Origin of the sequence: Pseudohalioglobus lutimaris (genome assembly GCF_002866825.1) — a bacterium.
GTDB classification, from domain to species: domain Bacteria; phylum Pseudomonadota; class Gammaproteobacteria; order Pseudomonadales; family Halieaceae; genus Halioglobus; species Halioglobus lutimaris.
Window position 1 is genome coordinate 89,579 of sequence record NZ_PKUS01000005.1, and the last position, 26,113, is coordinate 115,691.

Genomic DNA, 26,113 nt, shown 5'->3' on the forward strand with positions numbered 1-26,113 from the left:
TACCATCGACGCGGCCAGGGCGCCAGATAACGGTGATCAGTGCATTTCGAGGGTACGCTGGCCGGTGCCTGTAGGGGTGCCGCGCTGTTCCACGCCCGACTGGCCCGTGTCGGGTCTGCTCTGGGTGTTCAGCGTGCGCGGCAGTCGCTCCAGGCTCATGGAACCCCAGCGATGCTGTGGCATGTACTGCAGCAGATCGTCGACATCCACCAGCGAGACTCCGATAAAGGGCTGTAGTGCCGTGCCACCGCCAGCGGCTGAATCCCAGGATGAAAACGCGGCTGAGGTCAGTTGATGCCCGTGGTCGAATGAGGCGATGATGAACTCACCGCGCATTCGCGCGCGGCCCCAGTCCAGCGACAACATGTCTGCGCCAAGGGCGCCCAGGCTCAGGCCAATGGCGTCTTCGCTGACTTGCCAATGCTCCCAGGCCAGTACGTATCCATCTGCGGTGGCGGAGAGCCGCATGGGCGGCCCCAGTTGCCGCAACGCCTCGGTAAGGGTGGGCGTGGTAGCCGGGGTCGGGGTCTGCGCCGCCGAGAGCGGAACGCCCAGGCTATAGCGCCATTGGCTGCAGCCCTGCAGCCCCATGCATAGCAGCAGCGTGGCCAGCAGGGTCAGCCTAGTCGCGGATGTGGGTTGCATAATCGCCCAGAACATCATTTTCGTCGAAGAAGAAAACGGCACGGTCATAGCGAGTCTGGGTATCGAAGCGGTTATAGACAACGAGAATCAGGCCGTTGCCTTCTGCGTGTTCAAACAGGTAATAGAATACGGTCTCATCCTGCAGCGCGATGATCTGCGAGGGCGGGCCCAATTTTGCCAACACGTCCTGGCGTGTGCTTTCTCCCTTTACCAGCGAGTCGGTGACGGATGCCTGCCAGGAGACATCGACTCCGCGCTGGTTATCATACTGGGCGCAACCGCCGAGCAAAGAGAGGGTGACAAGCGCTGCAAGCAGCCAATGTGTTCTGCGCATGTGAGCGTGTTCTCAGATAGACGGGGATAAGCGAGCATAAGCGAAATAAGGTGTGATGCCTACACCTGCCGGGCGTAATAAGGTGTGTGACGGGATCACTCCGCGAGCGCATCGTCCTCGGACACATCGACGTCCTGCTCAGCCACGTCATCGTCGGCAGAGAGGTGCTCATTATCCTCTAACTCATCCGGCTTTTTGGTGGTCTGGGTGCCGATGCGGTAGGCGGCAAAGCCGGGCAGCACAACCTGGTTCAGGGCCATGCCCAGAATGCGTCCGGCGTGAGGGGCGCGGATGTCGACGCGCATGTTGGTAATCGGGTCCGTTACCGTACCAAGCAATTCGCCGAAGGAGACAGTCTGGCCAAGCTCTACGCTATTGAGCAGTATTCCCCCCTGGTCTGCCCTTACCCAGCTGGACTCATAGTAAACAGGCTCGGGATTGCCCCAGAAGCGGAAGCGCTTCATCATTTTCATATGGCCCAGCAGCGTTTCGATACCCATTACGCCCTGGTTGACACTGTCCTCTTCCAGACGCATCGGTGCACCGGCCTCGACCGTTACCGTGGGGATGCCGTGTTCTGCCGCTGCGCGCCGCAGGGTGCCGGGGCTGCCCTCACTATGCATTACAACGGTCGAGCCAAAGCCGTGGGTCATGGACAGAATCGCGGGATCCTTGAGATTGGCACGCAGCTGAGGCAGGTTGGTGCGATGAAAAGAGCCCGTGTGCAGGTCTACCAGTGCGTCGCAGTGTGTCACCACGTCATTGAAGAAAGAGTGGGCGATGCGGGCCGCGGAGCTTCCCCCGGGGTTGCCGGGGAAGTGGCGGTTCAAGTCCCGGCGATCAGTGAGATAGCGCGAGCCGCGGCGAAATCCCTGGAGGTTGACGATGGGCACGCCGATCACTGCGCCGGACAGGGCCTGTGCATCCAGGTTGTAGAGCACTCGCCTGACGATTTCGATACCGTTTAGCTCATCGCCATGAATCGCTGCAGTCAAGCACAGGGTGGGCCCATCCTGCGCGCCGTTCACCACCAGCACCGGGGTGGGGACGGCAATACCTTCAAAAGACTGACTCGGTGACCAGGCCAGCCGGGTGGCCGTTCCGGGTGGCACCTTGGCCCCCAGTAGCAGCAAGGGGTTGGCTGCGCTCATTTCCGGTAATGACTGCGGGTAGATGATCTCGTTCTCGAGCGGGCCGGAGTGGTAGTGCGCCTCAGTCTGGACGTCAGGTGGCGTGGTATTTGCCGCCCGTTGGGTACTGGCCGACTCCATCAGTGCCTCGGCGGACACGGGTTGATCGAGATCGACGCTCTTTGCCTCCGGAATAGTTGCGGGCGGCGCTGGATCCGCTGCCAATGCGCCAGGCGCCAGGCACGCGCCTATCGCCAGTACCAGGCAGACAGGTCTCATTGAGTTCACGAAGGAACGCTTTCTTTGCCCCGAAGTGGACAATACATCACCTATTTTTTAGTGAAAATCCAGTTGATACAAGATGTTACCGAATAATCCTGTGAATGTCTCTAGGTGAAATGCTGGAAATTTGGCCAATCATGTGGCTTCCCACCGCCTGGTGGGTGCAAATTCTCCCAGGTGGGCCCGCTGGCCAGGGGTCAACTGCGAATTACCGCGGGCGATTTCTGAATTTGTTGCCTGTATCGTCTAGGCAGGGCGAGGGCATAAAGATGACTCCAGGGTTTGTTAAAGTGACGTTACGTGGTCCGGCGGACGGGCCCCGAATTGTCTGGTGTGCGGCGCTTGAAGTTTGCGGCTCGGTATGCCCGGAGCCTGTATCATCTGGCACTTCGAGTGAGGTGGAGGATTGGTTATGTTCGATTTCGAAGGCAAAGTCGTCCTGATCACTGGCGGCAGCCGGGGTCTGGGCAGGGCGATGTCCCGGGGATTTGCGCGCGCCGGAGCCAGGGTCATTGTCGCCAGCCGTAAACTGGACGGCTGCCAGGCAGTCGTAGACAGCATAGTGGAGGAGGGTGGTGAGGCCTGGGCATGCGCCGCCAACACCAGTTCCACCGAGGATCTGGATCGGCTGGTCACGTCGTCACTGGAGCATTATGGCCACGTGGACATCCTGATTAACAATGCGGGTACTAATATTGCCCGGGGTCCGCTTACCGATGTGACTGCTGATGCGTTCGACAAGATGTACCAGGTCAACCAGCGCGGTCCCTGGTATCTTGCCTCCCGGCTCGCACCACATATGGCGGAAAACGGCGGTGGTGTGGTGATCAACGTATTGTCTGTCGCCGCACTGAAACCACCCGCATATACGGGATTCTATGCTGCTACCAAGGCGGCGCTGCAGGCACTGACCAAAGTAATGGCGCAGGAGTGGGCGCCCATGAAAATTCGGGTTAACGCTATTGCGCCCGGCTCCTACCACTCGGACCTGACTGACAGCGCTATTTCGGCTATCCCCGGCTTTGAGGAAGGAATGCTTTCAGCTAACCTGATTAAACGCATTCCGGAGAGTGAAGAGATTCTACTGCCCATTTTCTATCTTGCAGCAGAAACCTATACCACCGGATTTACCCTGGTCGCCGATGGCGGCATGACTGCGACCTGATTAGCACAACAACGCTGTGGAGAGACTATGACGCACCTGCTGCGAACCCTGACCCCTTTAATCGTGTGCACCCTGGCGGCCTGCGGCGGCAAGTCGCTTTCGGAACAGGCCAATGACTTTGGCGGGAGAGGGGGTGGCGCAAACAGTCAGTTACCGACCGTGACCGAGCTGCTGGATCGCAGCCCACCGCCCGCCAATCCGGAGCGCAGTGCCTGGTTTGGCGATCTTCATGTGCATACCGAGTATTCTTTTGACGCTTACAATTTCGGCACGACGGCAACGCCCTACGATGCATACCGTTATGCCAAAGGGGAGGCGATCATGCACCCGAGTGGGTTCGAGGTGCAGCTACGCACGCCGCTGGACTTCTACGCGGTTACCGATCACGCCATGTTTCTGGGCCTGGTCAAGGAGGCAGCCGACACCCGCACTGAATTCTCGCGTTACGACGTGGCCAAACCTATCCACAATATCAATGACCCAGACAACCTCACCTCCGGCAGTGTGATCCAGCGGGTCGGTAACTTTGGAAATTTTATTCCTGACACGCTTGAAGGGATTCGCAGTGGTGAAATCGATGGTGAGATGGCCACAGATGTTACCCGCAGGGCCTGGCTGGATATTATCGACGCCGCAGATCAGCATAACGACCCCGGCCGGTTTACCACTTTCGTGGGCTATGAATACACAACTGCTACCGATCAACGCGGCAACCTGCATCGCAACGTGATTTTTCGCGGCAGCGAAAAACTGCCGGCAGTGCCTTTTTCCAGGCTGAATTCGCAGAACCCGGAGGGCCTCTGGGAATGGATGGATGGCCTGCGTGAGCAGGGTATCGAGAGCCTGGCGATACCGCACAACTCCAACGGCTCCAATGGGCAGATGTTCAAGCTTGTGGACTGGGCCGGCGACCCTATAGACGACGCTTACACGGCGCGCCGCCTGCGCAATGAACCACTGGTAGAGATCACCCAGATCAAGGGCACCTCCGATACGCATCCCCTGCTGTCGCCCAATGATGAGTGGGCAGACTTCGAAATCTACCCCCTGCGCGTCGGCACTACTCTACCCAGTGAGCCTAACGGCAGCTACGTACGCCAGGCGTTGCAGCATGGTCTGGCGCTGGAGGCGCGCGGGCTGAAGAATCCCTTCCAGTTTGGTCTGGTCGCAGCCAGTGATACGCACGTGGCCGCAAGCAGCGACGATGAGTCCACTTACTTTTCCAAGGCCGGTATTCTCGACGGCGAACCCGTGGGGAGAGGGTCTGTACCCGTATCCCTGTTTTACGGTGCGGTGGTGCGCATGGTGTCGCCAGAAAACCTGGTGGAAGTAGAAGGCAGGCACTACATGAGTGGTGGTGGCTTTGAAACCTGGAGCGCCTCCGGTATCGCCGGGGTGTGGGCAGAAGAAAACACCAGGGAGTCTATCTACGACGCGTTTCGTCGTAAGGAAACGTTTGCGACGACTGGCCCGCGCATCAAGGTACGCTTTTTCGCCGGCACAGATTTTTCCGAGAATATTATCGGCTCAGGCAAATTGGCGGCGCTGGCCTATGAGCAGGGTGTTCCCATGGGTGGTGAGCTTTACACCGGTGGCAAGGCACCGTCTTTCCTTGTGTGGGCCTCTGCTGATCCTCGCGGGACGCCACTGCAACGTTTACAGGTGATCAAGGGCTACGTGCGCGATGGGCAACCCGCGGAACGGGTTTTTGATGTCGCCTGCTCCGACGGTCAGTCCCCTGATCCGGTGAGCCATCGCTGTGCGGACAACGGCGCTCGGGTCGACCTCGACAACTGTTCAGTCAGTCAAAATGCGGGTGATGCCGAACTACTGACCCGCTGGCAGGACCCGGAGTACAGCCCGGATGTGGATGCATTCTATTATGTTCGCGTTCTGGAAAACCCTTCCTGCCGCTGGTCGACCTGGGATGCACTACGTGCCGGTGTTGAGCCTCGAGCGGACCTGCCGAAAACGATTCAGGAGCGGGCCTGGAGTTCACCTATCTGGGTTCGCAAAGGATGACTTTGCACAAAAATTGATCCATTCGGTTCAACCGTAGGGCACTACCGGGTTAGCGTTCCCAGTTATTGATAGCACTACGGAGTCGCAGATGGAAAAGCTAAGCGCCCAGGATGCAGGTTTCCTGAAAATTGAATCTGCCCACTGCCCGTTCCACGTCGCCGGGCTCATGATTCTGAAGAGGCCGGAGCACGCTCCGCGCAACTTCATTCGTACGCTGGTGAAAAAGTGCGGACGTCTCAATGAGCTGTGGCCCGTGTTTGCCAAAAAACTCCACGATCCCGAGGATATGTCAGACCTGGCCTGGGTACCTGCGGATGACTACGTGGCCGAGCGGCACGTCTTGCATTACTCCCTGCCACAGCCCGGGCGCATGGAGGACCTGATGCGCCTGGTGACGCGTGCGCATGAGCGTCCACTGGACCGTGGGCGCCCACTCTGGGAACTGCACGTCATTGAGGGATTACCTCGTAACCGCTTCGCCCTGTATTGCAAAACTCATCATGCCCTGGTGGACGGTGTGGGCGCTATGAAGATGCTGCAGGGCTTGTTCAGCGATTCACCGAGCGGGCGGCTGGACTTCACGGAGGGGCTGGAGGCGCGGTGCCACAGCCACTATTCCCTGCTGGAACGCATTGGCAAAATGAGGAAGGGGTTGTTGGACCAGTATAAGGCTCTCCCGGAACTCTCCCGGCTGATGGCGCACATGGGAATGGATGCGCTCAAAGGTAAGACCGATGCCATGCGCCTGCCCTTTACTGCGCCGCGCACCCTGTTCAACACTGAACTGGACTCACGACGTTCGCTGGTGATTTGCGACCTCCCCTGCAATCAGGTCAAGCGCACCGCCCATGCCATGGGTGGGTCCATCAATGACGTGCTGCTGGCCGTTTGCGGCAGTGCGCTGCGCGCGTATTTACTCGAGCAGAATGCGCTGCCACGCAGCTCGCTGGTGGCAGGGATGCCCGTTTCCCTGAAATCTTCCGGGTCGAGTGAGGGCAATAAGCTCAGCTATATTATGTGCCCTTTCTTTACCCACGAGGCCGATCCGCTGAAACGCCTGCAGCGCATTATCAAAGTGACTTCGGCCGCAAAACGCGAGTTGGCCAGCGTTTCGGTGACCGCCGCAGAAGACTACTACGCACTGATTATGGCGCCAACGATATTATTGACGGTTACCGGCAATGCCACCAGGGTACGCCCCGCAGTCAACGCGATCTTCTCCAATGTTCCAGGGTCACGAGACAAGCTTTATCTGGAGGGGGCTGAGTTAGAGGCGATTTATCCACTTTCGATCGTCACCGATGCCATGGGTTTGAATATCACGGTTCTCAGTCATGTGAACAAGCTGTGCTTCGCTGTGGCCAGTTGCCCGCGGGACCAACCCGGGATTGAGGGGCTGGGTAAGCTGCTCAAGGCGGGTTATGCTGAATTGCGCGAAGCAGTGCAGTCCGCGACGTAGGCGCGGCTGTTGCAGATGCCGGGCGCATGGCGCCCCGCAGGATTGCCTTGGCCGAATGGATATCGGGCTCAGCTCCTGGGCTTCGTTTTCGCCCTGGCTTTTGGCTTTGCGGCAGCGCGGCCTGCTGCCTTTTTACCGGCTTTCGATTTGGGATTTGTCTTCGCTTTTGGTGTGGCCTTTTTTTTGCTTCTGGTTGCTGGCTTGGAGGCTGACCGGGCCGCTGGCCGTGCTACGCGTTTGGCAGCGGCTTTCTTGCCGGGCTTTGGCTTTAATCCTGCAGCATCCTCAAGCTCTACCAGCGCATCTTCCATGTAATCTATCATGCGCTGAACCTGCGGTACCGAACGACGACAGGCGATAATGCCAAAGTCCACGTTCTGGTCGTAGGTAACCAGGGTGATGTTCATGGAGATACCGTCGGTGACGATGGACAGGGGGTAATTGCCATCCATGCGCGCGCCATTCCAGTACATGGTCTGCCTGATGCCCGGAACATTTGAAATCACTGTGTTGTAGGGCGGCAGTTTTGACATCAGGCCCATAGGCTGCAATAGCAGTGAAGGCGTCTGCATCAGCAGCGTGAACAGTTCCAGTTCTTTGTGTGTCATGCCGCGGTAGTACTCTTTGCCCGCCTGCACCGAGGCCTGAATTGCCCGGAATCGTTTGCCCGGGTCAGCGATGTTGGTTGCGAGGTCGGCACTGATTGCAGCGACCGCGTTGCCCGCGTCGACATCGCCTTCTTTGCGCAGCGATACGGGAACCATCGCTTTCAGTGACTCGTCCGGCAATTCAGCATGGAGTTGCAGGTACTGACGCAGGGCGCCTGCGCACATGGCCAGTACGGCATCATTGAATGTGCCATCAAACGCCTTGGCCACCGCCCTTATGCGTACAAATGGCCAGGACTGGGCCACGAAGCGGCGAGCGCCATCAATAGATGTGTTCAGGGAACTGCGCGGTACTTTCAGGTGGGGCAGGTACAGGTTGTCGCCGCGCCCGGCCCAGGCGCGGGTAAAACCCTTGACCGCATTGAACAGGCTGGTGCTGCTGTCGAGGCTGGACTTGATCATATCGGTGACTGTGCGCAATTCCGAGTCACTGTACTCCGGGCGCTTGCCCAACCCCAGCCCTACCTTGTAGGCTTCCCAGGCACGCAGCGAGAGCGGCGAATCCTCGCGAATGAAATTCGGGTCGGAAGAGAGCATGCAGCGTGACACGTGAATCGATCGCGCCCCGTCAACAGCAGCATGATGCGTCTTGGTGTACACGGCAAACTGGCGGTTGCCCAGACCCTCGATGAGGTGCATCTCCCAAAGCGGACGGCTGCGCTCCAGCAAGGTGCCGTGCAAGCGCGATACCAGGGTGAACAGTTCGCGGTATCTTCCCGGCCTGGGCAGCGCCGAATGGCGCACGTGATACTCCATGTCGAGGGCAGGGTCAGGCTCCCAGTACGCGGCACCCGCCATCCCCAGGGGGCCGGTTTTAAGCCGGTCCCCAAAGGGCGGCAGCAGGGTGTCGGCAGACCGCATGTTTTGCGCCAGGTCGGCTAAAAACGCCTGTTCGTTGACGCCTTCGGGGAGCGTGTAAAGGCTGAGGCCGCCCACATGCATGGGCATCTCCCGGCGCTCGGCAATGAGAAAGCCCTTGTCCATGACACCCAGTTGTTTCATACGCTATATCCGCCTTGCTGCCGGTCTACCAGTGAACGCCGCGCATCACCTGCGCGAACATTTTTTGTGCCAGTTCCAGTTTGGATGAGGGCACGTTCTCCTTCTCCTTCGCCGCCTCGGCTTCAGTAAGCCCCCTGGCCGCGGCGGAATCCGGGAACAGGTCATATGCCTGGCTGAGAAACGCCTCGGTCACGCTGGGAATGGTCGCCTGGGCGACCGCACCAGTCACGCCCAGACGGGTGGACAGGCGTTTCGGTCTGGAAATGATCGCTTTGATCACCAGGTCCCTGGCCTGTTCCGGCGACAGCGTGGGGAATGCCTTGTACAGACTGGTAGGCGCTATCATCGGTGTGCGTACCAGCGGCATGTGAATGGTGGTGAAGGAAATATTCTGAGCAGCGAACTCAGGCGCAGCGCACAGGCTGAAAGCATCCAGCGCCGCCTTGGAGGCGACATAGGCAGAGAAGCGCGGCGGGTTGGTCAACACCCCGATAGAGGAGATATTGATGATATGGCCGCTTTCGTTTTCTTCCATAGAAGGCAGGAAACCGAGGATAAGGCGCAGGGCACCGTAATAGTTCAGTTCCATTGTGCGTTCGTAATCATGGAACCGTTCATAACTGTAGCGCACCGACCGACGGATGGAGCGGCCAGCGTTATTGACCAGGATGTCCACCTGCCCATGATCGCGCAAAACGTCGGCCACCAGTTTTTTGCAGTCCTTGGGGCTGGACACGTCGCAGGAATACGCTTTGCCCACGCCGCCTTTTTCGGCAATTTCGGCCAGGGTTTCTTCCAGTTTTTCCACCGTTCGCGCAACCAGGATTACTGTCGCATCGGCTCTGGCCAGGCGCAGCGCGCATTCCTTGCCTATGCCGCTGGTGGCACCGGTGACCACGACGACGCGACCCTTTACCTTGCGCCGCAGCGCTGCGAGGCTGGGCCGCCCGATCAGTTCATTGAACAGCCCGTCCACCTCGCTTATCAGAGTCTCCTTGTCGGGCCGCAGGAATTGCAACCAGTAGTCCCAGATCACCTGTGCGTAATCCTCAAAGGGAGGGCATTCGATATCTGCCTCGGCCAGTAATTTGCGGGTTTTACGTGAGTCAAAATGAGTGGGGTAACTGATGTAACCAATAACCTGCGGGGGTATTCCCAGCCGGGAAATGGCCTTTTCACCCAACGACTTCAGCGGCTTTACCCGGCTGATACCCTCGCCAGCCAGCTGCGTTGCCGTGTCGAGCATGCCAATTTCTATCGACTTGAGATTGGGGCCACCGGATACCTTCATCATCACCTTGAGCAGATCGCCCACGCGGATGCCATCGGGGTCGGTGATGAAGAAGCACTCCTGATCGTGTTTGGGTACATGTGCCAGGTAATCTATGGCATCTACGACGTAGTCCACCGGTACGATATTGAGCAGTCCAGCCTTGTTGAGTAGCAGCGGGAACCCCTTCGGAGTCACCGAACTGAGGTTTTTCAATGAATCGAAGAAATAATAGGGGCCGTCTACCTTGTCCATTTCGCCCGTTTCGGAGTGACCCACCACCATACCGGGACGATAGATGCGCCACTTCATGCGCTTTTCCTTGCGCACCAGGCCTTCGGACTCGTGCTTGGTCGCGAAGTAGGGGTGCTCCATGTCGCCTGCTTCCTCGAACATGTCCTCGGTGAACGTGCCTTCGTAAAGTCCGGCGGCTGCAATGGACGACACCTGGTGGAAGCAACCCGATCGCAGGCTCTTGGAGAGGGCGATAGCTTGTGCCGTGCCATTGACGTTGCTGACGCGTTGGCTCTCTGCATCGGCCTTCATGTCGTAAATTGCGGCGAGGTGGAAGAAGTGATCAATGTCGCCGGCATGTTTCTTGATCCACGCCGGTTTGACTCCCAGCTTTGGCTTGCTCAAGTCACCTTCAACGGCGATTACCTGGTCTTTCTCCGCACCCCAGAGTTCTCGTAGGCCGTCCACCTTGGGTAGTGAAGCGGGCCTTACCAGCAGGTAAATGACCCCGCCACGATCAAGAAGTTTGGGTACCAGGAATCGGCCGATAAAGCCGGTGCCGCCGGTGACGAAGTAATTCATTGAGATCCCCTTATTAAGGTTTTATGGGTCTGGTGAAACAATCAGCGTAGACAATACAGCATGTTAGTACAGAACGCTTCATTTCGCCTTGCTGCTGCGTTTGCGTCGACGGGGTCTTTGCTGCTTTTGGGTACCGCTTTGCCAGGTCTTGCGTGCCTCCAGCGCCTTGTTCCGAACTCGCTTTATATCCTCATCGGAATAGACGCCATTGACCCCGGAGATGGCGGCCAACTGCATGCCGTGCTTCAGTCCCAGCTTGTAGATTTCATGAACCTTTTTCCATTCAAGATTACGCCCCAGGGTGAAGTTTTCGAAACGGCCTTCCAGCGCCAGGACAATGGTTTCCGCCAGGCAGGCGTAAACCACGTTGCGATCCTCGAAGCCGATGGACTTCATATGCACCTCACCGGGCAGGGATATCTCGCCAGACTCAATTACCAGCACGTCCGGGCGTTGGGCCACGTCGTCCGGGGACAGGTCAAGCGGGCGGGCGACGTCTGTGATCACGCAGCCGGGCTTCACCCGGGTAATATCCAGAATTTTTTTCCCGGCACCAGAGGTGGCAGTGACGATCATGTCCATGTCGCCGATACTCGTATCAGAATCGGCGTAGGAGGACAGCACCAGCTTGACGCCGGGAGACTCACGCAAAATCGATTTTTCCAGAATCAGTAACTTGGCCGCCTCGGGTGATACCAGGTGCAACTCCTCGGTAGTGCGTGCCAGTAGTCTTGCACAGGCTGCGCCGATAGCACCGGTGGCGCCCACGACCATGGCCTTGCCCTTGACCTTCCTGCCTTTTTCCAGCTTTACCAGCCCCAGCCGTTGCACCGCGTCATGGGCTGCCCACAGTGCGCCGGAGGCGCTGTAACTGTTGCCTGTGGTGATGGGCAGTGGAGCGCGCTTGGCCACGGTTACGCCGGCATCACCGACCACCTTGGTGAATGCGCCCAGCCCCATGATCTGTGCGCCCAAGCCTTTGGCAATATCTGCCGCCGCCAGCAGTCTCCGGTAAGTGAACTCGGGCGTGTGACTCATGATCTCGCGCGGTGTGCCACCAACGATAATCAGCCAGCCCTCTGCCTCAGTACCGTCAGGCGATACAATGCCCTCAACTCTGGTATAGACAAAAGGCGGGCTATAGGCGGCTGCCTTTTCCACCAGGTTCATCACCGGTTGCGGGGAAATTTTTGACAGCATCTCCAGTGGCTTCAGGTGGGTGAGGTACTGCTGTGACAGGGGATGTATGACAAACGCGAAGCGATTTATCTGTTTGCGCCCGGGAATCGGATAGAGCAGGCGTGGCTGCAGTTGAAGGTCGGTGAAGATCTCCAGATAGTCGTCGTGGGTGATTTCAGCCGCCGGCTTCTCCAATGCCGCGACTATCATCGCTTCGATAATGTTGATGCCGACGATCTGCTTGAAGGGTTGCACGCTGCAGTCCAGCACCAGGCGTACACCCCAATCCCTGAACTGTTCCAGGCGCTGTTCCGACACCGTGGAGGTGATGACCGTCTTACCCTCAAGCTCCTCCCTTCCGTAGTGTTCCAATTGTTCATAGGTCGCCACGACTACCTGGGCATCTTTTATCGCGCGTCGCAGCACGAGGTGGTTGAAAAAGGTGAACGGCGCCAGTGAGGGCACCAGGTCCTTGCCTGTTTCGAAGCGCAGTACTGGATGGCTGCCGCTGGCATACCGTTCCAGCGCCCGCAGAGAGCGCAACAGGTTGGGCAGGCCGAACTGGGCGACAGGGTCAGCGAAGGTCAGGTTTTCGGTGTGCTCCGAGAGGATGGCTGCCAGCCGGTAATTGAGCGTACCGGACAGGAAAAGTACCTTGGCATTGTTAAAGATGTTGCCCAGTTCGAGCATGGCTGAGCGCACAGTCCATTCCTGTACGATTTCACGCAGCCGCGCACCACTGGTAACGGGTGTGCTGCCCGCGCACTGCTCCAGCGCGCGTGTTTCCGGCCGCATAAAATGATCCGTGCCAACCGTGTAGTGCTCACGGACTTTGCCCAGGCCGATGGCCTGCACTTCGTCGCGCCATTCGCGGATCAGGTTCGCTGCTTTTTTGGTATCGCCGTTGGTTCCGATGCGCGTCACCCGAAATTGCTCACCCAGGAATCGCGCCGTAAATTTGTCATCCAGTTCGCTTGAGCCCAGGCTGACGCTGACAATTTTTTTCATCTGTATTACCTCGCTAGGAATTGGGCAAGGCTACTGCAGTCTGCAGGGCGCAGACTTGATGGACCGCAAGGAAAGTGCTGGTGTGAGTACCGAAAAAGAGTGAACGCTACCGGCAGTCAATGATGCCGCTGGCGGCGAATGTTGGCGATGCCCATCATCGCTGACGCCGTGCGCAGCAGTTCGTCGATTGCCTGGCCGGTGGGCTCCTGCCGATTCAAGGCGAGGCGGCCCTGTTCTACCAGCGCCAGTAGTGTATCCAGTTCATGTCGATCCAGGTGGATGTCGACGCTCTCTGTAGTGTGGTCTAGTAATTCCATGGCATACCGCCCCCAGGTCATTCTAGGTTTATAGATCATCAGGGGGAGATTGCAAAAAGAATAGTCATAGCCATATTTATACCGCTTTATCACCGAGGTAAGGTACTGTTTTTAATGATAAATAATGAGGCCGGAGAAGGCTGAAACCAATCGCTGAATTACCGGGCATGGTTCAGCACAGCGCCCGTAGAATTATCTTGCGGGTATCTGCGGGGTCGATCACCGCATCGAGTTCGGTGGCCGCGGCAGACTCGGTAGCTCTACCTTTTTCATAAAGCGTATCCAATAACTTGTTGAACAGCGCGTTACGGGCCTCATCATTGGCCTCCGCAGCGAGCTCCTTCTTGAACCCAAGGCGCACCGCGCCCTCCAGTCCCATGGGGCCGGTTTCACCGGTGGGCCAGGCAGCAGTGAATACCGGGATCTTAAAACTGCCACCGGCCATGGCCATTGCGCCCAGTCCATAGGCCTTGCGCAGGATGATGGTCACCATCGGCACGCGCAGTCGGGCACCGGCACGGAACAGGGCTGCCATGCGCCTGGGTGCGCCTTCTACTTCACTCTCTGGCCCCACCATGAAGCCAGGTGTGTCGCAAAGTGAGACCAGGGGCAGGCCCAGCTTATTGCACAGGGCCAGAAATCGGGCGGCCTTGTCAGAGGCGTCGCAGTCCAGCGCGCCACCCAGGCCGCGACAGTCGTTGGCAATCACGCCCAGGGCCCTGCCTTCAATGCGCATGAAGCCGGTGACCAGCGCTGTGCCAAATTCACGGGTGATCTCCATAAAACTGGCGGTGTCGGCCAGCGTGTCAATGATATGGCGAACATCGTAGGCAAAGCGTCGATCGGCGGGAAGCGCCGTGCGCAGAGCTTCCTGCTCGGCGCAGTCCCATTCGGGCAGGTCGCCCTGGGTGTAACTGAGCAGCTGCTTCGCGAGTGCGGTGGCATGGGCCTCGTTTTCTGCATCCAGGTCCACCACCGCATTTTTTTGTTGCACCTCAATGGGGCCTATTTCCGTGGGTGCGAACTGCCCGAGACCGCCTCCCTCGATCATGGCCGGCCCGGCCATTCCAATCCATGAGCTGCGCGTGGCGATGCGCACATCGGCGCAGCCGAACAGCGCCGCGTTTCCTGCAAAGCAATAGCCGTTGTTGACGGCGATGGTGGGTACCTCGTCACACAGGCGCGCCCACTCCACAAATGAGCTGACGTCCAGTCCGCCGCCGCCGATCTGTACATCGGTGTCGCCGGGCCTGCCGCCACCGCCTTCGGTATACATGATGGTGGGTAGCTGTTTGTCCAGGGCCACGCCGATAATGCGGTCCAGTTTCATATGATGATAAAAACCCTGGGTGCCCGCGAGCACTGTGTAGTCGTTGACAATCACCGCTGCTGCAGAGGCCGTCTCCCCGAATATGTCTGCGTTGATAGTGGCCAGCCCGGTAAGGATGCCGTCTGCCGGCGTGTTGGTGCGCAAGTCCTCCAGGCTGCGTCGGCCGCGCTGGGCGGCCACGGCGAGTTGGCCGTATTCGACGAACGAGCCCGCATCAATCAGGTCATCGAGGTTTTCCCTGGCCGTTCGGTAGCCTTTTGCATGGCGTTTGCCTACAGCTTTCGGGCGCGCCGCGTCCTGCGTCATCGCCGACTGCGCCTGCCACGCGTGCAATTCAACAAGATCGTTGCCGGTGCTGGTCTGAGACGGCTGTGCTGGATCGGAGGAGTGCGTTTCCGGTATCAGTTCCATCAGCACCACGTCGGTTTGTACCGTCTGCCCGGGACGTACATGAATAACGCCGACGATGCCCGCCTGCGGGGCATCCACGGAGGACTGCAGTTTCATCGATTCCACTGTCGCCAGCCGCTGGCCGGCGTGTACCGCATCTCCCGCGCTGACTTCGATGCTAATGACGGCCGCAGCCATCGGAGAGTGAATGGGGATAGTGTTGCTTTGCATAGGTGCTCGCTTGTTGGCTACCGGGACCAGCCGTCGCTGACCGCTCAAAATGTGTGGGGATAGGATTTCCAGTAATACTGTTCGTCATTGCTCTGCCAGTCGGCATAGATGGATTTCCAGTTGAGACCTTCAATGCGCCACCCGTGATGGGGTTCCAGATTGGTGGAGAATACGGGCGCACCGTAGTCGCAGAAACGTGTGTCTACGCTGAGTCGAACCTTGTTCTCTGCCGTATTCGGTTCAGCGCGGTGTACGGTGGCCGAGTTGAAAATGAGTATGTCGCCTTTTTCAAAGTCGGAGACATGCCAGTGGGTCTCATGCTCGTAGATCTCACATTGCACGCCACCTACGCCCTGCGCCTCGTGCACCTTCCTCACCCCACCCTTATGTGAGCCGGGAAGCACGGTAACACGCCCCATGCTGGCGTCCACATCATGCAGGGCCACCCAGATGCCGGCCATGCTAGGGCCGGCGTGGTGGGAATAGGCGTCCTGGTGGGGCGGGGTCTCATAGCCAAGCATCCGTGGCGTGGCGATGCGCGCCATCTTGATCGGATAGACCCAGGGTTGGCAGCCCTGTATACGCTGCATCAACTGCAGCATCCAGGGCTGGTGAAAGAAGCGGTGAAAAGACTCCAGCTGCTGTACTTTCGGATAAACGCGATCCCAGATCGCATCGGTCTCGTAGAAAGGATTGCCATTGAGTCGTGGCTTGGCTTTGGTCTCGTCCCAGGTCACATGGGGGGCCAGTACCTGCAGAATGTCATCGCGCAGAGCATCGCAATGTTCGGCCTCGGCGCCGCCCTTGAGAAACAGGTAGCCGTCTTCGGCAAAGCGCTCACGCAATACGGTGTCGTGCTCGCCGTGCAGGGAGACGTGATAGTCGGATGAGGTGGTCAAATCGGGGACTCTTTATAGATGAAATGTTCAACGCCTGGACGCAGCAACCGCATTATCCCTGAAATGCCGGCAAAGAAAAGTCCGGCGGCTGCGGGGTGGAACTGATCTGCTATACCGCGGTCAACCTAAATACAATATTGTCGGGGTTACATAATGCAAAAAGCTTTTCTGATCGCAGTGCTGCTCCTCATGTCCACCGGCGCCAGGGCAGAGACTGCCGAGGCCTATTTTGCCGGTGGATGTTTCTGGTGTATGGAATCCAACTATCAGGAGCAGGAGGGTGTGGTCGATGTCGTTTCGGGCTTCATTGGTGGCACACTGAAAAACCCCACCTACAAGGGCAATCACGAGGGGCACTTCGAGGCGATCAAGGTGAGCTACGATCCGGCAGTGATCAGCTACCAGCAACTGCTGGACCTGTTCTGGGTGAGTATCGACCCCTTCGACAATGCGGGCCAGTTCTGCGACAAGGGTTTCAGCTACCGCAGTGCCGTATTCACCAGCAGCGCTGAAGAGAAAGCCATGGCGCAGCAGTCTCTGGATGCGGTGCAGGCCCGTTTTCCCGACCAGGTTGTCTACACCGAGCTGCGCGATGCGAACGAATTCTGGCCGGTGGAGGAATACCACCAGGATTACTACCTGAAAAACCCGGTGCGCTACAACTACTATCGCTGGAACTGTGGGCGAGATCAGCGCACCAGGGAAATCTGGGGTGACGCGGCCGCGACCCACTGAGCATGAGCAGGACTAGTCTGAGAGAGACTGCGCCAGGTCCTGCAGGTAGTCGACGTAGGCGAGCTTAAACGCAGGGTCAAAGTTTTTCTGGTCTGCGGCCAGCTTGACGATCACTACCTGGTTGTCAGGATGCACATAGATGTTCTGGCCCCATATACCCCGGGCAAGAAAGTCACCGTCCCAGTCACGGGGCGTCCACCACTGGTACTGATACCCGGATACGTTGGACGAGCGTGGGTTTTCCCCCGGCATCAGGTGGGGTTCGTCAGGTGTCACTGATTCCTCAACCCAGCCCTGCGGCAGGATGCGTTGCTCCCCGCGCATGCCCTTGTTCAGATAGAGAAGCCCAAGTTTCGCGTAATCGCGTGTCGATGCAGCCAGCCCGCCCATGGCCAATTCGTAGCCCTGCTCATCCAGCGTCCATAACCCCGCGTTCTCCATGCCCAGCGGATGCCACAGTCGGCTGGTCATATACTCGGTGAGGGACTCGCCGGTCACCTTTACCAACAGAATGCCCAGCAGCTGCGTGTTGATACTGGCGTAGTGGTTGAATGTGCCGGGTGGGTGCTCTCTTTCCAGCGTGTTGATGTACTCGATATACGACATTGGCGGAACCATCGTGGTCATTTTATTGATGTCGGATTCCGGGTCGGTATAGGCCTCGTTGAAGCGGGTGCCTGAGGCCATCTGCAGCACGTGTTTGACGGTAACACCGTCAAATGTCTTGCTGGTGAGTGCGGGGAGGTACTTGCGAATTGGGTCGTCAAGGCTGTCCAGCCTGCCTTCACCGAGTGCAATTCCCAGTAATGCAGAGGTGAATGACTTGGCCATGGAAAAGGAAATGTGCAGGCTGTCACGGTCGTCGCCGTGGGTGTAGGTTTCGTGAATTATTTTGCCGTCCTTGATCACCAGGAAGGCCGAGGTGTCTGAGAGCTCGATAAAAGCCTCCAGCGTAGTGGGCTTACCTTGAAAATCAGCAGTGAATTGCAGGCTGTCAGCGCTACTGCCCAGGTCCCAGGGGTCGGGGGAGGGCGACATCGTCGAGGTGGGCACAAAGCGGTCCATATTGCGGAAATTCTCGAAACGATCGCCGGCAAACATGGCACTGAAGCCGGTTGCTTCGCCGCCCGACGGTGTGCCGCCGATGGTGACTCCCTGGGCCACAACGGTGGTGCTGGCCAGCAGAGTGGAGGTGATAAACAGATTGCGCAGGTGTGCACGGCATGACATAGGCTGACCTCAATTTAATGACGTTGATTAGTCTAGACCAGTCCTGCGGTCAGTGCATCGCCCGACAGGCGGTTATTGTTACGCGAATGGTGGGTACGCGGGGACTGGGTCCGGGAAATTGCGCAAAACGTGAAACCGATTGCTTATCTCGCTTATACTTGCGGTTTTTTTCAGGAGCATCCCATGGGCAGAGCCTACCAGAACCGCAAGGAATCCATGGCCAAGACATCGGACCAGAAGGCCCGGGTCTACAGCAAGCACGCGCGTGTCATCTATGTGACGGCCAAACAGGGCGGCGTCGACCCCGACGGCAACCTGGCCCTGCGCAGCGCGATCGACCGGGCGAAGAAGGACCAGGTTCCCGCGCATGTCATCGACAAGGCGCTGGACAAGGCCGGTGGAAGTGCGGGAGAAGACTTCGCCGCGGCGCGATACGAAGGCTTTGGGCCCGGGGGCTGTATGGTCATCGTGGACTGTCTGACCGACAATCCCAATCGCACCATTGGTGATGTGCGCCAATGCTTTACCAAGACCAAGTGCAAGATTGGCACTCCCGGCAGTGTCAGCCACTCATTCGATCACAGTGCCATCTTCGTTTTTGCAGGAGAGGATGACGAGGCAGTGCTGGAGGCGCTGATGATGGCGGACGTGGACGTAGAGGATATCGAATGCGAAGACGGCAAGATTACCGTGTTCACGCCGCATACCGAGTTCGCCAAGGCCCGGCAGGCGCTGAATGAGGCCCTGGGTGATATTGATTTTGAAGTGGAAGAAATTCAGTTCGTGCCACGGGATACGGCGCCCATTCCTGCAGACGACGAGGCCATGTTTGAGAAATTCCTCGACATGCTGAACGATGTCGAGGATGTGCAGAAGGTGTATCACAACGTCGCCTAGTCGGGCGTCGGCAGGCGTCGAATGACCAGCAGCAGTTCGCCCACCTGGAAACCAAACTTGTCGAGTGTGGACTCATTGATCAGGATGTCCGGCGTCAGCAGATACATCCTGTCGTCCACGTGCAGGTCGATGGTGTCGCCCCGATAGGGCACCTGCAGCACGTAGTCCAGAAACACCGCGTTGCCGGACTGGCGCAGGGTGCCCTCGCCGGTGACGTCGCCGGCAGTGCCGGTGTAGCTGCCATCACTCTGGCGGCGCAGTGTCCAAATCCGTTTCTGCTTCTCCCCATCGTTGAATACAAAGTCTTCGTCCAGTGTCCCCACGCCATCTTCCCAGCTGGCAGCGATGGTGGCGTTGAAGGTTCGTATCACTTTGCCACTGCGGTCCTTCACTACCCCGTGGGCAGCGAGCGGGCCCTGGAAAAATTCCTCGACGCTGAACCGTGGTGTCATCGCACTGTAGTCGGTGACCTGCACAGGTGAGCAGGCGGCTGCGAGGGTGAGAAACAGTGCTGAGAGCGCAGCGCGTATGCCGGCCAGACGCTGCCCGCCCGGCTCAAATTGAACGGCATTGATAATCTTCATTGTATTGCTCCCCGCTGTGCCCGCTGATCCATGCGCCATAGCCTGCCCTCACAGTGATCACGGTGGCTGCACTCTGGCGGGCAGCCGCGGCAGGGCGGCCGGTGTTCCGGGAGCGTCTGTATTGGGGGCTGGCCGCCCGCGGCGCTTGTTTCTGGCATGTCTGTCATCCTGTGTCTCCGGCATCTGAGTCTTTGATACGGAAGCAGGCGCCGACAGGACTACCTGGATTCAGCTAATCAATACGAGTAGGACGCCTGCAGGCCCAGCGGTATTCCCAGCGCCCAGTAAGCCAGCAGAAACAGACTCCATACACTGATGAAGGTTATAGAGTAAGGCAGCATCATTGCCGTCAGTGTGCCTATACCGGCACTCTTGATATAACGCTGGCAATACACCACTACCAGCGGGAAATACGGCATAAGCGGGGTGATGATGTTAGTGGTGGAGTCGCCCACCCGGTAGGCAGCCTGGGTCAGGTCAGGGGAAATGCCCAGCTTCATCAGCAGGGGAACGAAAATCGGCGCTAACAGGGCCCACTTGGCGGATGCCGAACCAATGAACAGATTGAGCAGTCCGGTAAGCAGGATAATACCGACAATGGTCATGGCGCTGGGCAGGCCCGCTGCTTGCAGTACTGCTGCGCCCTCGATGGCCAGCAGTATCCCCAGGTTGGACTGGGCAAAAGCAAAGATAAACTGGGCAATAAAGAACATGATGACCAGGTAATAGGCCATGCTCTCCATCGCCTTGGTCATGCCGGCGATGATGTCGCGCGCGCTGGTGACTGTGCCTGCCCGGTAACCGTAGACCACGCCTGGGACCAGGAACAGAATAAAAATTAACGGCACGATGGAACCCATCAGCGGTGCGCCCAGTTCTGTCAGTCCACCCGTCTGGCCGCGCCAGGGCGAGTTAACCGGCCAGGCGCTGGCCACCAGCAGGGTAACGGCGAGGGCCATCGACCAGAGAGCTGCCCGCAACCCGCGGCGCTCATTGTCGTCAAGCGGTTGCATAGACGGCAGATCTTCCAGGTCGTCGTCAATGATCGTGCCCTGAAGTCGCGGTTCCACCAGTTTGTCGGTTACCCACCAGCCAACAGCGACAATCAGAAACGAGGAGTAGGCGGTAAAAAAATAATTATTCAGCGGGTTCAGGGTGATGCCCGGGTCCAGTATTTGAGCGCTGGATTGTGAAATCCCCTGCAGCATGGGATCGATAGCGGAGGGAATGAAGTTGGCGGAAAAGCCCCCGGAGACACCGGCGAACGCCGCGGCAATGCCTGCCAACGGGTGCCTGCCCGCCGCATAGAAAATCGCCCCGCCCAGCGGAATCACCAGCACATAGCCTGCATCTGCCGCCGTATGGCTGACAATGCCTACCAGGATGAGCATGGGTGTGAGCAGCCAGCGTGCGGTGACGCCCATCATCGCGCGCAGTGCGGAATTGATAAAGCCCGTGTGGTCGGCTACGCCGATGCCGAGCATTGCCACCAGTACCACGCCGATCGGGTGGAAATGGGCGAAGGTTTTTACCATGGAGGAGAAGAACAGGACCATGGACTCGCCGGACAGCTGGTTCACCACGACCAGCGGCTCGCCAGTGCGCGGGTCGCTGACGCCCCAGTCGACATAGGAAAGCAACCACGAGAGCACCCAAACGGCAACCAGTAAAGCGATGAACAACACAGCGGGATCGGGTAGCTTGTTGCCGATGCGCTCTACGCCAGCTAATGCGCGACGCGTGAAGCCGGCGTCGGATGTGGTGTGTGTGTTCATCTGGTTACCTGGGCAGTGATTTATGCGGCAGTCTAAGGTGCGAGATAGCGCTGCACAACCTGCAGTTCAATACTGTGCGCGCGGTCATGCTTACCCTAGGGAAGCGACTACTCCCAGCTGAACTGTATCAGTTGCCAGCGGCCCTGGAGGTGGCGCCATTGGCCCCTGAACTGGTAGAGCTGCGCAGCCTCGGGCAGGCTGGCGTTGCTGCCGCTGAGCGCGGCCGTGCCCTGCACGGTAGCCAGAGCCGGTTCATGGCGGTCAACTTCTACCGTCAGCACTGGAATAACCACACCGACGTTCTGGTAGCGCAGAAAGTAGCCCGTGAGTATCTTACGAACTTCTTCCTTGCCGATGTTTCTTTGTCCGCGGTGGCCGCCGAGAAACGAGTCGGCCAGATGTTCGCGAAAGTCAGCATTACTGCCTTCTTCCAGTGCCCGCTGCATTTCCTTGATGACCTGCCTGATCTCGGCCTCGGGATCAGAGGGGCTGGAGCAGGCACAGCTCAGTGCCAGGAGCAGTGCTAAAGAGAGACCGTGTAAAGCGCGCATGAACGACACCCTGTGCTGGTTGCATTGCAGTTTAAGTCGGGACACGACACTATTACAGCCTCATTCTCCAGAGACAAGAAATGTCAGGGAACGCCGCTTCAGTCACGCTAAACGACCTGTACCGCCTCGGCCAGCAACTCGAGGCGGAGCGGGACCTGCCCGCGTCTGTGCTTCGCGAGCGCGATCATGCGCTGGGTCTGCGATGCACTGAGCGTGATGACACCGGACGTTTGCTCTACTGGCTGGACAAGGTCGCTTGTGATGAGGATCAACCGGGCTGGTTCACTGAAGCGCATACGGCGCTGTTGCTGCGCCTGCTAGCGTTATTGGCGGGTGCGCTGGCCGTGGGCGGTTTTCTGTTGGCCAGTGAGCGCGCCCTGATCAACGTATTCCTGTTTCAACTGCTGTTTGTTTTTCTGCCCCTGTTTTTTTCTCTATTGGCCGCAGTGGTTATGCTGCGCTCAGTCCGCGGCCGGCCGCCCGCTGTTTCGCCTTTCAACCCGGCGCGTCTGGTGGCCAACCGCGCCTTGCCCGCGCAGGGAGAATTACGTGAGGCCAGCGCAGCGCTGCGCCTGCTGATGCTGCGTTATGGCCAGGAACTGGGGGTGTTGTTTGCGCTGGGTGTGATTGCCGCGTTCCTGGTGCTGCTCGCTTTTACCGATTTCAGCTTTGTCTGGGGCTCCACCTTTGGCTTCAGCGACAGTGCCGTCAGCACCTTTAACAATACACTTTCATTGCCCTGGTCCTCATGGTTACCGCAGGCGGTGGTGCCGGCCGACGTGGTTACCGCTACCCGCTATCATGCGGCACAGTTGGACCTGAGTGGGCTCAATGAGGCCAGCAAGCGGGGCTGGTGGTCGTTCCTGGCAATGTGCCTGGTGACTTATGCGCTGTTGCCCAGGTTCCTGCTCTGGCTGCTGTCGCGTCGCTTGTACCGTCGTGAAGTGACGCGCAGCTTTCTTACCTTTCCGGGGGCCGCGGCAGTACTGGCCCGGATGCGCTCGCCTGTGGTTAAAACCCAGGCGGGTGACACTGAACACGTTGACGCCAGATCATCCGTTATTTTTAAAGATGATGGCGCTTTGCTGCTGGAATGGGCCGGCGCGTTGGCTGAACTGGGCGCAGCGGGGCTGCAACTGGCGTCACCTGAGAACCATCTGCGCGCCGGGCTGGGTTCGCCTGCTGATGACCTGGACTGTATTGAACTGGTTAACCAGCGCCGGCCGAAAGTGCTGCGGGTGGCGGTAAAGTCATGGGAGCCGCCCATGGCGGATCTTGCGGATGTGCTCGGTGATGTACGTAACGTGTCGCACTGCATCCTGCAATTGATCCCCCTGCAGGGAAAACAGGTTAATGAGAGCAGTATTCGTGACTGGCAGGAATTCGGCCGGGAGCTGGGTTTTACCCATACGGATGTGCAGCCACTGGAGCTGACCGCGTGAGTGTGCGACAGGACGCAGACCTTCCGCACTTTGCCGTCGTCGGCAGGCCCAACAAGGGCAAGTCCTCTATCGTGGCCACATTGGCCCGTGACGATACTGTGCACATCGCCGCCCGCGCAGGCTCCACCAAAAGTACGCGGCGGTTTCCCATGCAGGTGGACGGGGAAACGCTTTACGAATTGATCGACACGCCGGGTATACAGCGATCACGACAGGTGCTGGCCTGGCTGCGCAGCCATTGCAAGGATGCTGCCGCGCGGCCCGCTGCAGTGCAACAGTTTCTGGCGGAGCACGCCGGTCAGGCGCAGTTTGCCGATGAGTGTCATGCACTGGAGCCCATAGTGGCGGGTGCCGGCGTCATCTACGTGGTGGACGGTTCCGTGCCTTTTGGCGGTGACTATGAGGCAGAAATGGAAATTCTGCGCTGGACAGGCCGGCCCAGTCTGGCCCTGATTAACCCCATCGCCAACAGCGACTATGTTGCCCAGTGGACCACGGGTCTGGGTCAGTATTTCCAGACGGTCCGCAGCTTTGACGCGCATCGCGCTGAGTATCGTAAGCAACTGGATCTGCTCACCCTGTTTGGCCATCTTGACCCGGAGTGGCGACAGCCCCTGCAGCGCGCCGTTGATGTGCTGGAGGCGGATCGACTGCGCCAGCACCATGAGGCGGGGGAGACGATTGCCGAGCTGATATACGACGGCCTTACCGTTACTGTGGAACAGGCCGTGCCCGAGGGTGCGCCGGAGGAACCGATTCGTAAACTCCTGTTCACCCGTTACCAGCGGCAACTGATCAAGCGCGAGCGCAGCGCCCGGGCCAGGGTTGAAGAGTTGTTTTACTACCGCGACCTGAGCAAGTCCGAGCAGGGCATTGCTTTTGAGGAAGAGGACCTGTTTCACCAGGAAAACTGGTACCTGTGGGGACTGAATCGCAAACAGCTGTTGCTGGCAGCCGGGGCAGCAGGCGGCGTGGCCGGCGGTGGTGCCGGGGTCGTGGTGGACGGCATGACCGGCGGCCTGTTAGGTGGGCTGGCCACGCTGGCCGGCTCGATTGGCGGTGCCGTTGCGTCCACGCGCAGCGTGTTGCGCCACGCCGATGATATTGCCAGGTGGACGGTTAGCGGCGTCCCTACTGGCGGCAATCGACTTGCCTATGGTCCCTCGCGCAACGCCAATTTTCCCTTTGTCCTGCTGGGGCGCGCCATGCAACACCACCGCGCTATCAGCCAGCGTACTCATGCGGTGCGTGAAACCCTGAAACTCCACGAGCCTGCGCTGGACTGGCTGGAAGACAAGGACAAACGTCGTTTGGCGCGTATATTCGATGACATTCGCAGCGCAAAGCGCGTCAGCGAGCGGCGCGCAGAGTTAAGCCAGTTGATAAAAGCCTGGTGCGAAGCGGTTGACGCGTCAGGTTAAGTGCCACCAGGGAGGTTGCGCAGCGCAGAGGCACTCCAAACTTCGGCCCGCCGCATTGAGCGAGCGAGAGGGGGGCTCCGCCCTCAGCCGAAACGCTAGTCAAAGTTAAGTCTATAACTGCCAAATATCGCCGCGTTTCATTGCTTTTATTACCGGGTTTGCTAGATTGAATCGGGCTTGCATAATCTACTGCGAACCTGTCTTGCGATAGCTTTCGCCCAGCTGCGGAGTCTCTCGCCATGCACAACATTTCTACCGGCTTTCTGTTGCTTCTCCTGGTGGCGCCTCTAATGGCCTGCAAAGTACAGATCACAGTGCCCTCGGGCGGCAGCGTGGTCAGTGACAGCGGCGCGCTCGATTGCGCGGAAGGCGACACCTGCTCCTTTGATGTGGTCGATGTTTTCTTTGCAGATACGTTTCGTGGCGAAGCCGTCGATGGCTTTGCCTTTGCCGGCTGGAAGCGGGGGGCCAACACTCTCTGTGGTGGTTCGGCAAAGGACTGCGTATTGTCCACGTCTGGTTTTACGGGCAACCCCGACCTGTTGGCATTACTGGAGTCAGAGGAGGTCTTTTATCTCAGGCCTGTTTTCTCGGAGAAGAGCGGCGCGGGAGATATCGTCAACCGTCCCTTCAAGGCCTGTATTGATCGGTCGATGTATGCGAACGGATACCGTTCCGACATCACCATTCAGCTTTATGATGATGGTGTGAAGGAAGGCACTAGGCGAACGTTGAGTAACGTTTCAGGCCCTGCTATGTATAAGGGGAAGAGTGTGATGATCCTGCGCGAGGCGATTACCAATAAAGGCGTGCTGGATTCCGAGCTGGAGATAACAGCTTACAACCAGGTAGACCTCGCTGCCCTGCGTATTCGTACAATAGGAATTGATCAGACGACTGTAAAACCGGTAATGCAGGAGGCCGAGGGGTCAATCTCTCCCGCATTTTTGCAGCGCTTTGACCTGAAAGTAGGGGATTCCTACACGACAACCTACACCCTGCGGCTCACGTTTCCGGATGGTAGTTCGCCTGATATAACCCAGAAAATAAGCACAGAATTCATCTACGAAGGCGTGGAGACTATCAATATACCAGCCGGTACTTTTCAGGCGTGTCGAGTTCGCCGTTTTGATGATATAGACGGGCAGGTGAGTGAGTCGTACAACTGGATAGGTCAGGGCAACGGGGTGCTGCTGCTGGAAAGCGACGCTGATTTTGTGCACGAGGCAGCTGTGATGTCGGGCACGGTGAACGGTAAGGCGCTTTAACGGGGGCGTAGCGAACTGACCTGCAGGCGTTTTGGCGCCAAACCGATCAGGTTGCGCCGCCAG

The 26,113-nt window shown here is 58.5% G+C and carries 21 protein-coding genes; 8 read left to right on the forward strand and 13 right to left on the reverse strand.

Going from position 1 to position 26,113, the window contains the following annotated elements:
• Positions 1–36: 36 nt before the first annotated feature.
• The 3 genes from C0039_RS06340 to C0039_RS06350 all read right to left on the reverse strand — a co-directional run bounded on the left by C0039_RS06340 (position 37) and on the right by C0039_RS06350 (position 2,388).
• The gene (locus tag C0039_RS06340) at positions 37–645 is read right to left on the reverse strand and encodes a hypothetical protein (RefSeq protein WP_076001798.1); all 609 of its coding nucleotides are present in this window, start codon (positions 643–645) and stop codon (positions 37–39) included.
• Positions 623–979, reverse strand: coding sequence for a hypothetical protein (locus tag C0039_RS06345; protein ID WP_076001797.1), 357 nt, complete (start codon positions 977–979; stop codon positions 623–625). The genes C0039_RS06340 and C0039_RS06345 overlap by 23 nt, the downstream gene beginning before the upstream one ends.
• A gap of 95 nt (positions 980–1,074) precedes the next feature.
• On the reverse strand, positions 1,075–2,388 hold the full coding sequence (locus tag C0039_RS06350) for a succinylglutamate desuccinylase/aspartoacylase family protein (protein WP_101517601.1): 1,314 nt from the start codon (positions 2,386–2,388) through the stop codon (positions 1,075–1,077).
• Positions 2,389–2,803: 415 nt separating this feature from the next.
• Between C0039_RS06350 and C0039_RS06355 the strand changes: the two genes are divergently transcribed.
• The 3 genes from C0039_RS06355 to C0039_RS06365 all read left to right on the forward strand — a co-directional run bounded on the left by C0039_RS06355 (position 2,804) and on the right by C0039_RS06365 (position 7,037).
• Positions 2,804–3,556, forward strand: a complete 753-nt coding sequence (locus C0039_RS06355; RefSeq protein ID WP_076001794.1) for an SDR family NAD(P)-dependent oxidoreductase — start codon at positions 2,804–2,806, stop codon at positions 3,554–3,556.
• Positions 3,557–3,583: 27 nt separating this feature from the next.
• Positions 3,584–5,578 (forward strand): DUF3604 domain-containing protein, encoded by a 1,995-nt coding sequence (locus tag C0039_RS06360; protein ID WP_101517602.1) that lies wholly within the window; start codon positions 3,584–3,586, stop codon positions 5,576–5,578.
• 88 nt (positions 5,579–5,666) lie between these two features.
• On the forward strand, positions 5,667–7,037 hold the full coding sequence (locus tag C0039_RS06365) for a wax ester/triacylglycerol synthase family O-acyltransferase (RefSeq protein ID WP_101517603.1): 1,371 nt from the start codon (positions 5,667–5,669) through the stop codon (positions 7,035–7,037).
• 68 nt (positions 7,038–7,105) lie between these two features.
• Here the strand turns inward: C0039_RS06365 and C0039_RS06370 are convergent, their stop codons facing one another.
• The 6 genes from C0039_RS06370 to C0039_RS06395 form a co-directional block, all read right to left on the reverse strand.
• Entirely contained in the window at positions 7,106–8,707 is a 1,602-nt protein-coding gene (locus C0039_RS06370) for a WS/DGAT/MGAT family O-acyltransferase (RefSeq protein WP_101517604.1), read from the reverse strand.
• Positions 8,708–8,732: 25 nt separating this feature from the next.
• On the reverse strand, positions 8,733–10,793 hold the full coding sequence (locus C0039_RS06375; protein WP_101517605.1) for an SDR family oxidoreductase: 2,061 nt from the start codon (positions 10,791–10,793) through the stop codon (positions 8,733–8,735).
• A gap of 78 nt (positions 10,794–10,871) precedes the next feature.
• Entirely contained in the window at positions 10,872–12,980 is a 2,109-nt protein-coding gene (locus C0039_RS06380; protein WP_207796384.1) for a hypothetical protein, read from the reverse strand.
• 116 nt (positions 12,981–13,096) lie between these two features.
• Entirely contained in the window at positions 13,097–13,297 is a 201-nt protein-coding gene (locus C0039_RS06385; RefSeq protein WP_076001788.1) for a hypothetical protein, read from the reverse strand.
• A gap of 172 nt (positions 13,298–13,469) precedes the next feature.
• Positions 13,470–15,248 carry a carboxyl transferase domain-containing protein gene (locus tag C0039_RS06390; RefSeq protein ID WP_101517606.1) on the reverse strand — a complete coding sequence of 593 codons (1,779 nt, stop codon included), beginning with the start codon at positions 15,246–15,248 and terminating at the stop codon, positions 13,470–13,472.
• A 44-nt stretch (positions 15,249–15,292) separates the two neighbouring features.
• The gene (locus tag C0039_RS06395) at positions 15,293–16,147 is read right to left on the reverse strand and encodes a phytanoyl-CoA dioxygenase family protein (protein ID WP_101517607.1); all 855 of its coding nucleotides are present in this window, start codon (positions 16,145–16,147) and stop codon (positions 15,293–15,295) included.
• Between the two features lie 153 nt (positions 16,148–16,300).
• On the opposite strand from C0039_RS06395, the gene msrA reads away from it, so the two are divergent.
• Positions 16,301–16,882, forward strand: a complete 582-nt coding sequence (msrA, locus tag C0039_RS06400; RefSeq protein WP_076001785.1) for a peptide-methionine (S)-S-oxide reductase MsrA — start codon at positions 16,301–16,303, stop codon at positions 16,880–16,882.
• A gap of 12 nt (positions 16,883–16,894) precedes the next feature.
• Here msrA and C0039_RS06405 read toward each other — a convergent pair whose 3' ends face one another.
• Positions 16,895–18,112 carry a serine hydrolase domain-containing protein gene (locus C0039_RS06405; RefSeq protein ID WP_101517608.1) on the reverse strand — a complete coding sequence of 406 codons (1,218 nt, stop codon included), beginning with the start codon at positions 18,110–18,112 and terminating at the stop codon, positions 16,895–16,897.
• Positions 18,113–18,295: 183 nt separating this feature from the next.
• On the opposite strand from C0039_RS06405, the gene C0039_RS06410 reads away from it, so the two are divergent.
• Positions 18,296–19,009, forward strand: coding sequence for a YebC/PmpR family DNA-binding transcriptional regulator (locus C0039_RS06410; protein WP_076001783.1), 714 nt, complete (start codon positions 18,296–18,298; stop codon positions 19,007–19,009).
• Here the strand turns inward: C0039_RS06410 and C0039_RS06415 are convergent.
• The 3 genes from C0039_RS06415 to C0039_RS06425 form a co-directional block, all read right to left on the reverse strand.
• On the reverse strand, positions 19,006–19,593 hold the full coding sequence (locus C0039_RS06415; protein ID WP_084179926.1) for a DUF3833 domain-containing protein: 588 nt from the start codon (positions 19,591–19,593) through the stop codon (positions 19,006–19,008). The two genes, C0039_RS06410 and C0039_RS06415, sit on opposite strands and share 4 nt — an antisense overlap.
• Positions 19,594–19,829: 236 nt before the next feature.
• Positions 19,830–21,368 carry an AbgT family transporter gene (locus C0039_RS06420; protein WP_101517609.1) on the reverse strand — a complete coding sequence of 513 codons (1,539 nt, stop codon included), beginning with the start codon at positions 21,366–21,368 and terminating at the stop codon, positions 19,830–19,832.
• 107 nt (positions 21,369–21,475) lie between these two features.
• Positions 21,476–21,919, reverse strand: a complete 444-nt coding sequence (locus C0039_RS06425; protein WP_101517610.1) for a nuclear transport factor 2-like protein — start codon at positions 21,917–21,919, stop codon at positions 21,476–21,478.
• An 80-nt stretch (positions 21,920–21,999) separates the two neighbouring features.
• Here C0039_RS06425 and C0039_RS06430 point away from each other — a divergent pair, with 80 nt between their 5' ends.
• The 3 genes from C0039_RS06430 (at position 22,000) to C0039_RS06440 (ending at position 26,050) form a co-directional block, all read left to right on the forward strand.
• Positions 22,000–23,361 (forward strand): DUF2868 domain-containing protein, encoded by a 1,362-nt coding sequence (locus C0039_RS06430; protein ID WP_101517611.1) that lies wholly within the window; start codon positions 22,000–22,002, stop codon positions 23,359–23,361.
• Complete coding sequence (locus C0039_RS06435; protein ID WP_084179925.1) at positions 23,358–24,782, forward strand: DUF3482 domain-containing protein; 1,425 nt, start codon at positions 23,358–23,360, stop codon at positions 24,780–24,782. The genes C0039_RS06430 and C0039_RS06435 overlap by 4 nt, the downstream gene beginning before the upstream one ends.
• 239 nt (positions 24,783–25,021) lie before the next feature.
• Complete coding sequence (locus tag C0039_RS06440; protein WP_076001780.1) at positions 25,022–26,050, forward strand: hypothetical protein; 1,029 nt, start codon at positions 25,022–25,024, stop codon at positions 26,048–26,050.
• Positions 26,051–26,113: the final 63 nt, after the last annotated feature.

Excerpts from the sequence above, each read along its gene's own strand:
- C0039_RS06385 (WP_076001788.1), bottom strand. The coding sequence starts at position 13,297 with ATGGAATTACTAGACCACACTACAGAGAGCGTCGACATCCACCTGGAT.
- C0039_RS06420 (WP_101517609.1), bottom strand. The coding sequence starts at position 21,368 with ATGAACACACACACCACATCCGACGCCGGCTTCACGCGTCGCGCATTA.
- C0039_RS06405 (WP_101517608.1), bottom strand. The coding sequence starts at position 18,112 with ATGTCATGCCGTGCACACCTGCGCAATCTGTTTATCACCTCCACTCTG.
- C0039_RS06355 (WP_076001794.1), top strand. The coding sequence starts at position 2,804 with ATGTTCGATTTCGAAGGCAAAGTCGTCCTGATCACTGGCGGCAGCCGG.
- C0039_RS06360 (WP_101517602.1), top strand. The coding sequence starts at position 3,584 with ATGACGCACCTGCTGCGAACCCTGACCCCTTTAATCGTGTGCACCCTG.
- C0039_RS06350 (WP_101517601.1), bottom strand. The coding sequence starts at position 2,388 with ATGAGACCTGTCTGCCTGGTACTGGCGATAGGCGCGTGCCTGGCGCCT.
- C0039_RS06425 (WP_101517610.1), bottom strand. The coding sequence starts at position 21,919 with ATGCGCGCTTTACACGGTCTCTCTTTAGCACTGCTCCTGGCACTGAGC.
- C0039_RS06410 (WP_076001783.1), top strand. The coding sequence starts at position 18,296 with ATGGGCAGAGCCTACCAGAACCGCAAGGAATCCATGGCCAAGACATCG.
- msrA (WP_076001785.1), top strand. The coding sequence starts at position 16,301 with ATGCAAAAAGCTTTTCTGATCGCAGTGCTGCTCCTCATGTCCACCGGC.
- C0039_RS06365 (WP_101517603.1), top strand. The coding sequence starts at position 5,667 with ATGGAAAAGCTAAGCGCCCAGGATGCAGGTTTCCTGAAAATTGAATCT.
- C0039_RS06390 (WP_101517606.1), bottom strand. The coding sequence starts at position 15,248 with ATGCAAAGCAACACTATCCCCATTCACTCTCCGATGGCTGCGGCCGTC.
- C0039_RS06380 (WP_207796384.1), bottom strand. The coding sequence starts at position 12,980 with ATGAAAAAAATTGTCAGCGTCAGCCTGGGCTCAAGCGAACTGGATGAC.
- C0039_RS06430 (WP_101517611.1), top strand. The coding sequence starts at position 22,000 with ATGTCAGGGAACGCCGCTTCAGTCACGCTAAACGACCTGTACCGCCTC.
- C0039_RS06340 (WP_076001798.1), bottom strand. The coding sequence starts at position 645 with ATGCAACCCACATCCGCGACTAGGCTGACCCTGCTGGCCACGCTGCTG.
- C0039_RS06370 (WP_101517604.1), bottom strand. The coding sequence starts at position 8,707 with ATGAAACAACTGGGTGTCATGGACAAGGGCTTTCTCATTGCCGAGCGC.
- C0039_RS06375 (WP_101517605.1), bottom strand. The coding sequence starts at position 10,793 with ATGAATTACTTCGTCACCGGCGGCACCGGCTTTATCGGCCGATTCCTG.
- C0039_RS06345 (WP_076001797.1), bottom strand. The coding sequence starts at position 979 with ATGCGCAGAACACATTGGCTGCTTGCAGCGCTTGTCACCCTCTCTTTG.
- C0039_RS06440 (WP_076001780.1), top strand. The coding sequence starts at position 25,022 with ATGCACAACATTTCTACCGGCTTTCTGTTGCTTCTCCTGGTGGCGCCT.
- C0039_RS06415 (WP_084179926.1), bottom strand. The coding sequence starts at position 19,593 with ATGAAGATTATCAATGCCGTTCAATTTGAGCCGGGCGGGCAGCGTCTG.